The 12,880-nt window shown below is 71.4% G+C and carries 11 protein-coding genes and 1 tRNA gene; 9 read left to right on the top strand and 3 right to left on the bottom strand.

Annotated features, from left to right (window positions below; all coding sequences use genetic code 11):
• Positions 1-7: 7 nt before the first annotated feature.
• Positions 8-688: an AIM24 family protein gene (locus ACQY0Z_RS01235; RefSeq protein WP_439811710.1), complete on the top strand. Its 681-nt coding sequence runs from the start codon at positions 8-10 to the stop codon at positions 686-688.
• A 16-nt stretch (positions 689-704) separates the two neighbouring features.
• Entirely contained in the window at positions 705-1,460 is a 756-nt protein-coding gene (locus tag ACQY0Z_RS01230) for an AIM24 family protein (protein WP_189901024.1), read from the top strand.
• A 73-nt stretch (positions 1,461-1,533) separates the two neighbouring features.
• On the opposite strand, the gene ACQY0Z_RS01225 is transcribed toward ACQY0Z_RS01230, so the two are convergent.
• Together ACQY0Z_RS01225 and ACQY0Z_RS01220 are read right to left on the bottom strand one after the other, a co-directional pair.
• A complete protein-coding gene (locus ACQY0Z_RS01225; RefSeq protein ID WP_254585408.1) occupies positions 1,534-2,061 on the bottom strand; it encodes an NUDIX hydrolase in 528 nt (175 codons plus the stop codon).
• Positions 2,058-3,533 carry a zinc-dependent metalloprotease gene (locus ACQY0Z_RS01220; protein WP_439811709.1) on the bottom strand — a complete coding sequence of 492 codons (1,476 nt, stop codon included), beginning with the start codon at positions 3,531-3,533 and terminating at the stop codon, positions 2,058-2,060. Before ACQY0Z_RS01220 ends, ACQY0Z_RS01225 begins: the two co-directional genes overlap by 4 nt.
• 192 nt (positions 3,534-3,725) lie before the next feature.
• Between ACQY0Z_RS01220 and ACQY0Z_RS01215 the strand changes: the two genes are divergently transcribed.
• The 4 genes from ACQY0Z_RS01215 to ACQY0Z_RS01200 all read left to right on the top strand — a co-directional run bounded on the left by ACQY0Z_RS01215 (position 3,726) and on the right by ACQY0Z_RS01200 (position 6,923).
• Positions 3,726-4,838, top strand: a complete 1,113-nt coding sequence (locus ACQY0Z_RS01215) for an SDR family oxidoreductase (RefSeq protein ID WP_439811708.1) — start codon at positions 3,726-3,728, stop codon at positions 4,836-4,838.
• Between the two features lie 113 nt (positions 4,839-4,951).
• Entirely contained in the window at positions 4,952-5,410 is a 459-nt protein-coding gene (locus ACQY0Z_RS01210; protein ID WP_189901029.1) for a molybdenum cofactor biosynthesis protein MoaE, read from the top strand.
• A gap of 155 nt (positions 5,411-5,565) precedes the next feature.
• A complete protein-coding gene (locus ACQY0Z_RS01205) occupies positions 5,566-5,730 on the top strand; it encodes a hypothetical protein (protein WP_189901031.1) in 165 nt (54 codons plus the stop codon).
• 98 nt (positions 5,731-5,828) lie between these two features.
• Positions 5,829-6,923, top strand: coding sequence for a YlbL family protein (locus ACQY0Z_RS01200; RefSeq protein WP_254585409.1), 1,095 nt, complete (start codon positions 5,829-5,831; stop codon positions 6,921-6,923).
• Positions 6,924-6,932: 9 nt separating this feature from the next.
• Here ACQY0Z_RS01200 and ACQY0Z_RS01195 read toward each other — a convergent pair whose 3' ends face one another.
• Positions 6,933-7,475, bottom strand: coding sequence for a PPA1309 family protein (locus ACQY0Z_RS01195; protein ID WP_189901034.1), 543 nt, complete (start codon positions 7,473-7,475; stop codon positions 6,933-6,935).
• Positions 7,476-7,639: 164 nt separating this feature from the next.
• Between ACQY0Z_RS01195 and ACQY0Z_RS01190 the strand changes: the two genes are divergently transcribed.
• The 3 genes from ACQY0Z_RS01190 (at position 7,640) to ACQY0Z_RS01180 (ending at position 12,744) form a co-directional block, all read left to right on the top strand.
• A complete protein-coding gene (locus tag ACQY0Z_RS01190) occupies positions 7,640-10,576 on the top strand; it encodes a UPF0182 family membrane protein (protein WP_347226559.1) in 2,937 nt (978 codons plus the stop codon).
• Positions 10,577-10,632: 56 nt separating this feature from the next.
• Positions 10,633-10,706: transfer RNA gene (locus ACQY0Z_RS01185), tRNA-Met, on the top strand.
• A gap of 220 nt (positions 10,707-10,926) precedes the next feature.
• Entirely contained in the window at positions 10,927-12,744 is a 1,818-nt protein-coding gene (locus ACQY0Z_RS01180) for a tetratricopeptide repeat protein (protein WP_189901038.1), read from the top strand.
• Positions 12,745-12,880: the final 136 nt, after the last annotated feature.

Genomic DNA, 12,880 nt, shown 5'->3' with positions numbered 1-12,880 from the left:
GCCCGTCATGAACCAGCCACTCGCGGGCTTCGCCCCCGCACCCGCCACCGCCCGCATGGAGAACCACGGCAACCACATGCTGAAGGTCGCCATGCAGACCGGGCACGACCTCCTCGCGCGCGTCGGCTCGATGGTCGCCTACGAGGGCTTCGTCCAGTACGAGCCCAATCCGCCCGCCGTCCGCCAGATCGCCAAGGACTGGCTCACCGGCGAGGGCGCGCCCCTGATGAAGTGCTCCGGCGACGGCCTGCTCTACCTGGCCGACTACGGCGCCAACGTCGTCGTGATCAACCTCAACGGCGAGGGCATCTCCGTCAACGCCACCAACCTGCTCGCCTTCGACGCGCACCTCACCTGGGGCGTGGAGCGGGTCAAGGGCCTGGCGAAGTTCGCCGGGCAGGGCCTGTGGAACACCAAGATCTCCGGGCAGGGCTGGGTCGCGCTGACCTCGCGCGGCAAGCCGATCGTCGTCGACTGCGGAGGCGGCGAGGACGAGACGTACGTCGACCCGGACGCGCTGGTCGCCTGGTCCCCCAACCTCAAGGTGAAGGGCAAGCGCAGTTTCCGCGCCCAGTCGCTGATCGGCCGCGGCAGCGGCGAGGCCTACCAGATGGCCTTCTCCGGTCAGGGCATCGTCGTCGTCCAGCCCAGTGAGGACAGCACCGACCGTCTCCGGGTCCGGGGCTGAGGGGGAGCAGCACACCATGCAGAGTCCGCTTTTCGCGCACAACGAGCAGCAGACCCAGGACCGCTGGAGCCTGCAGAACGGGCAGATGCTCCGGGTCGCCCTCGAGGGGCACGACGACGTCCTCGCCCGCAAGGGCGCCATGGTCGCCTACCAGGGTCTCGTCGAGTTCGACGCGGAGTACCAGAGCAACGAGCAGTCCCGCGCGCGGGCGCGCACCGGTGAGGGCCTGGAGCTGATGCGCTGCCACGGGCAGGGCACCGTCTACCTCGCCAATCTCGCCCAGCGCATCCACATCATGGACGTGGAGCAGGACGGCCTGACGGTCGACAGCAGCTACGTCCTCGCCATGGACTCCTCGCTGCACCACGAGGTCATCGCCGTCGACAGCCTCTACGGCATCTCCGGCTCGGGGAAGTACCAGCTCAACATCACCGGCCGGGGCAAGGTCGCGCTGATGACCTCGGGCATGCCGCTGCTGCTCCAGGTGACGCCGGACAAGTACGTCAACTGCGACGCCGACGCGATCGTCGCCTGGTCCACGTCGCTGCGGGTGCAGATGCAGGCACAGACGCACTCCTCCGGGGTGTGGCGGCGCCGCGGCAACACCGGCGAGGGCTGGGAGCTCAGTTTCATGGGAACCGGGTTCGCGTTGGTCCAGCCGAGTGAACTGCTGCCGCCGCAGGGCGCTCAGATCGGCTCCGGCCTCGCCGCGCAGTACGGCATGGGCCAGCAGGGCGCCCGCGGTCAGAACCAGGGCAACGTCTGGAGCTGACGCCCCGGACACCCGAGCGAGCACGCGAAGAGGGGCCGCGCCTTCCACAAGGCGCCGCCCCTCTTCGCATGGCTCAGGCGTCGAGCCTCGCGCGCGTGGCGTCGAGCAGCCGTACGACCGAGTCGTCCGCCACCTCCGGCACCTCGTCGTACGCGAACCAGCGCACGTCCAGCGACTCGTCGCTCACCGCGTGCACGGCGTCCCGCGTGGCCAGGGCCGCGTACTGCACGTCGAAGTGGCGGTGGCAGGGCGGCGGGATGGGATGCCGGTCCAGCCGCACGGGACCGCCCGGGAGCAGCGTCAGACCCGCGACGCCGGACTCCTCGGTCGCCTCCCGCAGCGCGGCCGCGGCCAGCGTGGCGTCGCCCGGCTCGCAGTGGCCGCCCATCTGGAGCCACATCCGCAGCTTCCGGTGCAGGGTCAGCAGCACCCGGCCGCGCTCCGGGTCGACCACCAGCGCGCTCGCCGTGAGATGACCGGCCCCGCACGCCTTCCACAGGCCGTCCGGATGCGCGGCCAGATGCTCCAGGTACGCGTCCCTCAGCTCGGGCTGGTCCTCGTACGCCTTGAGGACCAGCACCGCGTCGTCGTGCAGGCTCACTCGGCGCCGTCGCCCTTGCTCTCGTCGCCCTTGCCGTCCTCGTCCGGGGCGTCGGCGTCCTTGGCCTCACCGGCGTCCTTCTTGCGCAGGTCGGGCCTGTCGGCGGCCTCGCCGAGCATCTTGTCCAGCTCGGAGAAGTCGATCTGCTCCCGGTGCACGAAGCCGTCCGGGTCGTCCAGGTCGGTGGCCGTCGGCAGCATGTCCGGGTGCGCCCACAGGGCGTCCCGGCCGTCCACCCCGCGCGCGTCGGTGAGCGAGGCCCACAGACGCGAGGCGTCGCGCAGCCGGCGCGGACGCAGCTCCAGGCCGATCAGCGTGGCGAACGTCTGCTCGGCGGGACCGCCCGAGGCGCGGCGGCGGCGCAGCGTCTCCCGCAGGGCGTCCGCCGACGACAGCCGCGGCTTGGCCGCCGCGTGCACGACCGCGTCCACCCAGCCCTCGACGAGCGCCAGCGCCGTCTCCAGACGGGCCAGGGCCGCCTTCTGCTCCGGTGTGTCCTCCGGCTGGAACATGCCCTGCTGGAGCGCCTCCTGCAGCTGCTCCGGGTTCTGCGGGTCGAACTGGCCGACCACGTCCTCCAGCTTGCCGGTGTCGACCTTGATGCCGCGGGCGTAGCCGTCGACCGCGCCGAACAGGTGGGACCGCAGCCACGGGACGTGCGCGAAGAGACGCTGGTGGGCGGCCTCGCGCAGGGCCAGGTACAGCCGCACCTCCTCCTGCGGGACGCCCAGGTCCTTGCCGAAGTTCTCGATGTTCAGCGGCAGCAGCGCGGCCTTGCCGGCCGGGCCCAGCGGCAGGCCGATGTCGGACGAGCCGACGACCTCGCCGGCGAGCACGCCGACGGCCTGGCCGATCTGGGTGCCGAACATGGCGCCGCCCATGGAGCGCATCATGCCGATCAGCGGGCCGGCCATGGCCTGCATCTCCTCCGGCAGGACGTCGCCCATCGCGTTCCCTACGCGCTCGGCGACCGGGTCGACCAGCTCCCGCCACGCGGGCAGGGTCGCCTCGACCCACTCCGCGCGGCTCCAGGCCAGCGCCGAGTTGGCGCCGGACGGCAGGGAGGTGGCGTCGTCCAGCCACAGGTCGGCCAGCCGGACCGCGTCCTCCACGGCCCTGCGCTCGGCGGGGCCGACGCTGGCGTCCTTGGAGCCCTGCGCGGTGCCCTGGGCGACCGTCTGGCGGGCGATCTGCTTGGCCATGTCCCAGTTCACCGGGCCGCCCTCGTAGGAGAGCATCTGGCCGAGCTGCTGGAACGCGGCGCCCAGATCGCCCGGGTTCATCGACCCGAACATCGCGGCGAACGGATTGTCCGCGCCGGAGCCGCCAAAGCCGCCCGCCCCGGGCGTGCCGAAGCCGAACGGGTTGGCCGGGCCCTGACCACCGCCGCCCTGCGGGTCCTTCTTCTTGCCTTCGTCGCCGTCGTCCGGCTCCTCCGGCGGAAGGCCGAATCCGAATGGGGTGTCACTCACGGGTTTCCTCGGCTTGTAGGGCCACCGGTTCTTTCCGGCGGCACGGCTGCCCGACAACACCACCCAGCGTAGACACCTGAGACGGTTCGGGCCTCGGTGCTTCGCCGACAGGAGGCCTGCGGCAGGATGGATGCCACCTGGTACGTACGCGTCGCTCGCGCTCGTACTGAAGACAACCGCTGGAGACGCCCGGTGAGTTCCCCAGATCCGCAGGTTCGCGCAGCGCGAAACAAGTCAACCAGTCCTCCGCCCCGCGGGCCCGTCGTGGCGGTCACCGGTGCCGCCTCCGGCGTCGGGGCCCTGCTCACCGAGCGGCTCGCCGCGTCGGAGGAGGTCAAGCAGGTCGTCGCCATCGACGAGCGGCGCGGCGAATGCGCCGAGGCCGAGTGGCACATCCTGGACGTCCGCGACCCCGCGATCGCGGAGCGGCTGCGCGGGGCCGACGTGGTGGTCCACCTGGCCCTCGACCTGGACCTGGAGACCGACGCGGCCGCCCGTACGGCCTACAACGTGCGCGGCACGCAGACCGTGCTGACCGCGGCCGCGGCGGCCGGCGTGCACCGGGTGGTGCTGTGCACCTCGACCATGGTCTACGGGGCGCTGCCCGACAACGAGCTGCCGCTGTCCGAGGACGCGGAGCTGCGCGCCACCGCCGAGGCCACGGGCGTCGGCGACCTCCTGGAGATCGAGCGGCTGGCCCGCCGGGCGCCCCGAGCGCACCCCGGGCTGAACGTCACCGTGGTGCGCCCCGCCGTGCTGGTCGGCGGCACCGACACCGCGCTGACCAGGTACTTCGAGTCGCCGCGACTGCTGGTGGTGGCCGGTTCCCGGCCCGCCTGGCAGTTCTGCCACATCGACGACCTGTGCAGCGCCCTGGAGTACGCGGTGCTGGAGAAGGTCGACGGCGAGCTGGCCGTGGGCTGCGACGGCTGGCTGGAGCAGGAGGAGGTCGAGGAGCTCAGCGGCATCCGGCGGATGGAGCTGCCGTCGGCGGTGGCGCTCGGCGCGGCGGCCCGGCTGCACCGCATCGGGCTCACCCCGTCCCCGGCGGGGGACCTGGCGTACACGATGTACCCCTGGGTGGTCAGCGGCAGCAGGCTGCACGACGCCGGGTGGCGTCCCGCGTACACCAACGAGGAGGTGCTCGCGCAGCTGCTCGACGAGGTCTCCGGGCGGCACACGGTCGCGGGCCGCCGGCTGGGCCGCAAGGACGCGACGGCCGCGGGCGCGGCGGGCGCGACGGTCGCGCTGCTCGGCGCGGCGGCGGTGGTGCGCCGGGCCCGGAAGGCGCGCCGCCGGATCTGACCGGACCGGCCCCCGCGGAGGTGTCCCCTTGGAGGACCCTCCGAAGCACCACGCGCGCGTACCGGGCGATCCGGCTGTTCCGCACCGTCGGCGGGGTGGGGCACGATGGGGGCATGGCACCCGTGACGGACCACCCCGGTGAGCAGCCCGCCCAGGACCCGATCAAGCTGATCGCGATCCGCGACACCGCGCTGTCGGTGGACGAGATCCTGCGCGCGGTCGGCGACGACGCGGCCGGCGGCACGGCGCTCTTCGTGGGCACCGTGCGCAACCACGACGGCGGCGCCGACGTGGACGAGCTGGGCTACTCCTGCCATCCGAGCGCCGAGGACGAGATGCGGCGGATCGCGGAGAAGGTCGCCGCGGACTTCCCCGTGCGGGCGCTGGCCGCGGCCCACCGGGTGGGCGATCTGAGGATCGGGGACCTCGCCGTGGTCGCCGCCGTGTCGTGCGCGCACCGGGGCGAGGCGTTCGAGGCCTGCCGCCGGCTCGTCGACGAGATCAAGCACGGGGTGCCCATCTGGAAGCACCAGCGCTTCTCCGACGGCACCGAGGAATGGGTCGGCGTCTAGCCTCGCCCTTTCCGCGCGGCATGCCTCTCCCGCGCGTCCGGGACGCCTTCCCGTGCGGTTGCGTAACCGCACCCCTGAGGTGAGCGTTGTCACTGCGGATGGTTAATCTGCTGATCAGTCAGTGTTGCGGACGCTCATGGGGTTGGGAGGTCGGCATGGCGGCGCTTGCCTGGTTGCTGATTCCGCTGGTGGCCGCGATCGGAGCGGGACTGTGGGGCAGTTGGGCCAACCGGACCCGCAACGTGCGCGGCGACGGTCCCGAACTCATAGGTTATGCCCGTTTCCGTGAGGCGATGGAGCGGGAGCGTACGGGCAGCTGAGCCCGGAAACCGCAGGCCAGGACGGGCGAAGGGGCCGGGGCCGCTCGACCGGGCGGCCCTGACGGTGCGCTGACAGGTCCGTCCCGTACTGTCGAGTCATGCCACGCCGTACGGCGACGATGCTCGCCTCCACCCTGATGCTGATCGCGCTCCTGTGCGCGGGAGTCTTCATCCCCGTGCCGTACGCGGAGATGTCGCCGGGGCCGACGGTGAACACACTGGGCGAGCACGACGGCGAGCCGGTGCTCCAGATCGCCGGGCGCAAGACCTACCCGACGGACGGTCACCTCAACATGACCACCGTGCGGGTCACCAGCGCCGAGTACCGCATGAACCTCGTCGAGGCCGTGTACGGCTGGCTGGCGCACGACACCAAGGTCGTCCCGCACGACACCCTCTACCCGGACGGCAAGACGGAGGAGGAGTCGACCCAGGAGAACGCCGAGGAGTTCAGCCAGTCCCAGGAGAGCGCCAAGGTGGCGGCCCTGAAGGAGCTGGACATCCCGGTGAAGTCCTGGGTGATCGTCTCCACGGTCGTCAAGGACGCCCCCGCCGAGGGCAAGCTGCACGCGGGCGACGTGATCAAGGCCGTCGACGGCAAGGCCGTGAAGGAGCCCTCCGACGTCGCCGACCTGGTGACCCAGCACAAGCCGGGCGAGGACGTCGTCTTCACCATCGTCCCCGCCAAGGAGCAGGCCGCCGCCGAGAAGGAGAAGCGGACGGCGGAGCGGACGGAGAAGGTCACCATCACCACCCGCGCCTCCGACGACGCCGGCGAGAAGCGCGCCGTCGTCGGCATCTCCGCCGGGACCGACCACACCTTCCCGTTCGACATCGACATCAAGCTCGCCGACGTCGGCGGCCCCAGCGCCGGTCTGATGTTCGCGCTCGGCATCTACGACAAGCTCACCCCGGGCAGTCTCACCGGCGGCCAGTTCGTCGCGGGCACCGGCACCATCGACGACGAGGGCAAGGTCGGGCCGATCGGCGGCATCGAGATGAAGACGGTCGGCGCGCGAGACAAGGGCGCCGAGTACTTCCTCACGCCCGCCGACAACTGCGCCGCCGCAGCCGAGGACACCCCCGACGGCCTCACGCTGGTGAAGGTCGGCACGATCGACGACGCCCTGGACGCCCTGAAGGACATCCGCGCGGGCGACACCGCCGACCTGCCGACGTGCACCGCCTCCTGACCTGAGGTCCTAGTCCTCGAACGTCGCCGTCAGCGCCTGGGCCAGACCCGGCACCAGGTCCGAGCCGGTGAGCACCTCGGTCGGGGAGTCCTTCTCCCGCAGCCGCAGCGCCGACTCACGGGAGCCGTCGCGCAGCACCGCGACCGTCATCCGGACCTCCTGACGCTCCGGGTGCTCCGCCACCCACTTGGTGAGGGCGGCCTCGTCCAGGTCCTTCGGAACCTCCGCTTCCGCGGACGGCGGCAGCATCAGCCGCTCCACGGTGAGCGCGCAGCCGGTGACCGCGTCGGGCCAGGCGATGGTGCCGAGGAACTCGTCGAGGGGTTTGCCGGAGGGAATCTCCTCCTGCTCGATCGGGGTGAGGGCGGCGGCCTCCTCACCGCCGTCGAGGCCGAGGCGGTCCGCGAGGGAGGGCTGTTCCGCCCGGAGCCGGGCAGTGTCTACGAGGGCGAACAGGCGGGCGGGCTGGTCCCAGCCCAGTCCGGACACGTACTCGTCGATCTCGAGCACGGCCCGGGTGAGGGGGTTCGCGGCCATGGGTGTGTTGGACATGGTCACAATCCTCTCTCGTTCCTGGCCGGAATCGGGAACCGAGTAAAGCGTGAGTAAGTTGCATAGGGTGTGGGCCCGCGATCACGGGGGACCACGACGGTCCGTGAAGACGCGGGCTCGACGAATCAACAGCGAACTTCGAGGTGCCTACCTTGGCTTTCCAGATGCCGGACCGCGGCGGAGGCCCGACGGGGCCACGGATCAGAGTGGGCCGGCCGTCCCGACGGGTCCGGACCCTGCTCATGACACTGGGCGTCCTTGCCGTCCTCGGCATGGTGTTCACCATGTTCGCGGGGTTCTGGACCGACTGGCTGTGGTACCGGTCGGTGGACTACTCGTCGGTGTTCACGACGACCCTGTCGACCAAGATCGGGCTGTTCTTCGTCTTCGGCCTGCTCATGGCGGTCTCGGTCGGCTTCAACATCTGGCTGGCGCACCGCCTGCGGCCCCCGCTGAGCGCCATGTCGATGGAGCAGCAGAACCTCGACCGGTACCGGATGGGGATCGCGCCCTACAAGAAGTGGCTGCTGCTCGGCATCACCGCGCTGGTCGGCCTGATCGCGGGCGCCTCGGCCTCCAGCCAGTGGCGTACGTGGCTGATGTGGGTCAACGGCGTGTCCTTCGGGGAGAAGGACCCGCAGTTCAACCTCGACGTCTCCTTCTACGCCTTCGACCTGCCCTGGTACCGGTTCCTGCTGGGCTTCGGCTTCGCCGCCGCCATCCTGGGCCTGATCGCCGCCGCGCTCACGCACTACCTGTACGGCGGGCTGCGCATCACCAGCCCGGGCGCGCGCGCCACGGCCGCCGCCACCGGGCACCTGTCGGTGCTGCTCGGCATCTTCGTCGCGCTGAAGGCGGTCGCGTACTGGCTCGACCGGTACGGACTGGCCGTGAAGTCCAGCGACTTCAAGGCCACGGACAGCTGGACGGGTCTGCGCTACGTCGACGCGAACGCCTATCTGCCCGCGAAGACCATCCTGTTCTGCATCGCCGTGATCTGCGCGCTGCTGTTCTTCGCCACCCTGTGGCGGCGCACCTGGCAGCTGCCGGTCATCGGCTTCGGCCTGATGGTGCTGTCGGCGATCCTCATCGGCGGCCTGTACCCGGCGATCGTGCAGAAGTTCCAGGTCCAGCCCAACGAGCAGGCCAAGGAAGCGCCGTACGTCGAGAAGAACCTCGCGGCCACGCGTGAGGCCTACGGCATCGACGACTCCCAGGTCACCGAGTACCCGGGCATCGCCGAGACCAAGGACCAGGCGAAGCTGCGGGACGACGTCACGGACGCGGCCAGCATCCGCATCATGGACCCGAACATCGTCTCGCCGACGTTCCAGCAGCTCCAGCAGATCAGGAACTACTACGCGTTCCCGACCAACCTGGACGTCGACCGCTACGCCAAGGACGGCAAGGAGCAGGACACCGTCATCGGCCTGCGCGAGCTGAACTACGCGGGCATCCCCAAGCGGAACTGGATCAACGACCACTTCCGCTACACCCACGGCTACGGCGTCGTCGCCGCCGAGGGCACCACCGCCGACTCCGGCGGACGCCCCGCGTTCACCGAGTCCGACCTGCCCTCCAAGGGCGACCTCGGCACGTACGAGCAGCGCGTCTACTACGGCGAGCGGACGACCACGTACTCCATCGTCGGCGGTCCCCAGAAGGAGATCGACTACTCCGACGACAGCGGCGAGAAGACGTACAGCTACAAGGGCGACAGCGGCGTCAACCTCGAGAACCCGGTGAACCGGGCCGCCTACGCGGTCGCGTTCGGCGAGCCGCAGATCCTCTACTCCGGCGCCATCGGAGAGGGTTCGCGGATCCTGTACAACCGCACGCCCAAGGAGCGCGTCGAGGCGATCGCGCCCTGGCTGACCATCGACGGCGACGCCTACCCGGCGGTCGTCGGCGGCCGGATCCAGTGGATCGTCGACGCCTACACGACCACCAACGGCTACCCGTACGCGTCCCGCACGACGCTCGGCGACACCACGGCCGACTCGCTGACCGCCACCAACGACCAGCGCGCGGTGGTGGCCCAGCAGAACCAGGTCAACTACATCCGCAACTCGGTGAAGGCGACCGTCGACGCGTACAGCGGCGAGGTCAAGCTCTACCAGTGGGACACCCAGGACCCCGTCCTGAAGACGTGGATGAAGGCGTTCCCGGACACCGTGCAGCCGCGGAGCGAGATCTCCCAGGACCTGATGGCCCATCTGCGGTACCCGCAGGACCTGTTCAAGGTCCAGCGCGAACTGCTCACCCGCTACCACGTGAAGGACGCCAACACGTTCCTCTCCGGCAGCGAGGTCTGGCAGGTGCCGGACGACCCGACGAACAAGACGGGCGACGCGGTCCCGCCGTACTACCTGAGCATGAAGATGCCCGACCAGAACGAGCAGGTCTTCTCGCTCACCACGACGTTCACACCGAACGGCCGTGACAACCTGAGCGCGTTCATGGCGGTCAACGCCGATCCGGGCACCCAGGACTACGGCAAGATCAGAATCCTGAAACTGCCGACCAGCACCACGGTCTCCGGACCCAAGCAGGTGCAGAGCCAGTTCAACTCCCAGCAGGACATCGCCGAGACGATCAGGCTGCTGCGAGGCGGCGACTCCGAGGTCGAGTACGGCAACCTGCTGACCGTCCCGCTGGACGGCGGACTGCTCTACGTCGAGCCGGTCTACGTACGCGGTGGTGGACTCAAGTACCCGCTGCTGCGCAAGGTGTTGGTGACCTACGGAGGCCAGACGGCGTTCGAGGACACGCTGGAGCAGGCGCTCGACAAGGTCTTCGGCGGCGAGGGCACACCGGTCGAACCGCCGGCCGACGACGGCACCGAGGAGGACGAGGGCACCACGCCCCCGCCGAGCACGGAGCAGCCCTCGACGGTCCAGGAGGCCCTGGAGGACGCGCAGAAGGCCTTCGAGGCCGGCCAGGAAGCCCTGAAGAACAACGACTGGGAGGCCTACGGCCGGGCGCAGAAGGACCTCGAGGAGGCGCTGCGCAAGGCCGAGGAGGCGCAGGCCGGCGGAGCCGGCGGCGCGCGGAGCAGCCCGCGCGCGGCACCGAGCGCGAGCCCAGGCTCGAACAGCTGATCCGAAGGCCTGGTCACAGGCCCACCCCGCGCCGTGCTACGGTTGCCACACAACGGCGCGGGGTGGAGCAGCTCGGTAGCTCGCTGGGCTCATAACCCAGAGGTCGCAGGTTCAAATCCTGTCCCCGCTACTGACGTCGCGACAGCGACACCGAAGGCCCGGATTCCCAAGGGAATCCGGGCCTTCGTGGTGGGCGAACGCATGTGCCCGGCTTCTTGACGGCCCTGCCGCCGACGGGAGTTGGGCGATCTGTGTTTGACTTGTCTCTCTGTGGGCATGTCGACAAAACGCTGTAGTGACCTCACTGACTGCGGTATACCAGGTGTACCCAGGTTGCAGGTGGTGCGACGATGGATGTTATGGGGGACAAGGCAACTCTGTTCGAGTCAGGGCGTTTTGTGCAGTCCTCCCCCCGGGAGGAGCATCCCCACGACGCTGGGGAGGCGGCCGACGAGGCGGCGGAGGAGCTGCGCCGCCGGCTCGCCGCAGAGGCCGGCGACGTCGAGGCGATGAGCGTCCTCGGCGCCATGCTGCTGCGCCGCGGTGATCTCGACGGTGCCGAACCCCATCTCCGTGCCGCCACCGCCGCGGGCGACCGCGCCGCCGCCAACAACCTGGGCGTCCTGCTGCACCAGCGGGGCTACCCGGACGAGGCCGCAGGCTGGTGGCGGATCGCCGCCGTCGCCGGTTCCACGGCCGCCGCCCACGCGCTCGGCCGCCACCACCGCGAGCGCGGCGACGAACCCGCCGCCGAGTACTGGCTGCGCCAGTCCGCCGAGCAGGGCCACACCCTCGGCGCCTACGCCCTCGCCGACCTCCTGGAGCACCGGGGGGACACGGAGGGCGCCGAGCGCTGGATGCGGGCCGCCGCGGAGCGCGGGCACCGCGAGGGCGCCTACCGGCTCGCCCGCGCCCTGGACCGCAAGGCCGCCCGCGCCTCCGGAGACGAGGGCACGGCGCTGGTCGAGGAGGCCGAGCAGTGGTACCGGCAGTCCGCCGCGCGCGGACACCGCCGGGCCGCCCTCCACCTGGGCACGATCCTGGAGAAGCGCGGCGAGCTGAAGGAGGCCGGGCGCTGGTACCTGACCTCCGCCAAGGACGGCGAGCCGCGCGCCGCGTGCGCGCTGGGCTTCCTGCTGCGCGACGCCGGTGACACCGAGAACGCCGCCGTGTGGTGGCTGCGCGCCGCCCAGGACGGCGACGGCAACGCCGCCAACGCGCTGGGCGCGCTGCACGCCGAGCGGGGCGAGACGCAGACCGCCGAGCGCTGGTACCGGGCCGCCATGGACGCCGGCGACATCAACGGCGCGTACAACCTCGGTCTGCTCTGCGCCGACCAGGGGCGCACCACCCAGGCCGAGCAGTGGTACCGCCGCGCCGCCTACGCCGGACACCGCGAGGCGGCGAACGCGCTGGCGATCCTGTTGCTGCGGGCGGGCGACGAGACCGGCGCGGAGCCGTGGTTCTCCAAGGCAGCGGAGGCCGGCAGCGTCGACGCCGCGTTCAACCTCGGCATCCTGCACGCCGGCCGGGGCGAGGACCGGGCCGCGCTGGGCTGGTACGAGCGGGCGGCGGCCGCCGGGCACACCGAGGCGGCGCTCCAGGTCGGCATGGCGCGGCTGCGGGACGGCGAGGAGGGCGAGGCCGAGCGGTTCCTGCGGTGCGCGGCGGGCGGCGGCAGCGCCGAGGCCGCGTACCGGCTGGCGACCGTGCTGGACGCCCGCAGGCCGCCGGAGCCCGCGCACGAGCTGGGGGAGCCGGTGCACCGGCGCAGCGAGTGCGAGGAGTGGTACGAGCGGGCCGCGTCCCAGGGACACCGGCGCGCCCAGGTGCGGGTCGGCATGCTGGCCGCGGCGCGGGGCGACGTCGTCGAGGCGGCCCGGTGGTATCGGGAGGCCGCGGAGGCCGGGTCGCGCAACGGGGCGTTCAACCTGGGGCTGCTGCTGGCGCGGGAGGGGAGCGAGCCGGAGGCGGCGGTGTGGTGGACGCGGGCGGCGGACGCGGGGCACGGGCGTGCGGCGTTGCGGCTGGCGCTGGTGTACGCGCGGCGGGGTGAGCTGGCGGAGGGGCAGCGGTGGGCCGACCGGGCGGCGGAGCTGGGGCCTCCGGCGGTTACGGAGAGGGCTACGCGGTTGCGGGACGCGCTCCGTGAAGAGCTGTCCGCGTGAGTCTGTGCGGGCGTGCGGGGGTCGGGGTGGTTCGGGGGCTTCGCCCCTGGGCCCCCTTCGCGCAGTTCCCCGTGCCCCTATGGGGCGCTGTTCCGCGGGCCCTCCTCGAGGGTCCCCGGAATCGATTTGCTTCTGT

This window comes from Streptomyces sp. P9-2, assembly GCF_051903975.1.
GTDB classification, from domain to species: Bacteria; Actinomycetota; Actinomycetes; order Streptomycetales; family Streptomycetaceae; genus Streptomyces; species Streptomyces cellulosae.
Note: the sequence above shows the minus strand (reverse complement) of the source record. Positions and strands in the feature narration are given on the sequence as shown.

What these genes read in the sequence shown, in the direction of transcription:
- ACQY0Z_RS01210 (WP_189901029.1), top strand. Translation starts at nt 4,952, where the DNA reads ATGGCACCCGTGACGGACCACCCCGGTGAGCAGCCCGCCCAGGACCCG.
- ACQY0Z_RS01190 (WP_347226559.1), top strand. Translation starts at nt 7,640, where the DNA reads ATGCCGGACCGCGGCGGAGGCCCGACGGGGCCACGGATCAGAGTGGGC.
- ACQY0Z_RS01195 (WP_189901034.1), bottom strand. Translation starts at nt 7,475, where the DNA reads ATGTCCAACACACCCATGGCCGCGAACCCCCTCACCCGGGCCGTGCTC.
- ACQY0Z_RS01235 (WP_439811710.1), top strand. Translation starts at nt 8, where the DNA reads ATGAACCAGCCACTCGCGGGCTTCGCCCCCGCACCCGCCACCGCCCGC.
- ACQY0Z_RS01205 (WP_189901031.1), top strand. Translation starts at nt 5,566, where the DNA reads ATGGCGGCGCTTGCCTGGTTGCTGATTCCGCTGGTGGCCGCGATCGGA.
- ACQY0Z_RS01180 (WP_189901038.1), top strand. Translation starts at nt 10,927, where the DNA reads ATGGATGTTATGGGGGACAAGGCAACTCTGTTCGAGTCAGGGCGTTTT.
- ACQY0Z_RS01230 (WP_189901024.1), top strand. Translation starts at nt 705, where the DNA reads ATGCAGAGTCCGCTTTTCGCGCACAACGAGCAGCAGACCCAGGACCGC.
- ACQY0Z_RS01200 (WP_254585409.1), top strand. Translation starts at nt 5,829, where the DNA reads ATGCCACGCCGTACGGCGACGATGCTCGCCTCCACCCTGATGCTGATC.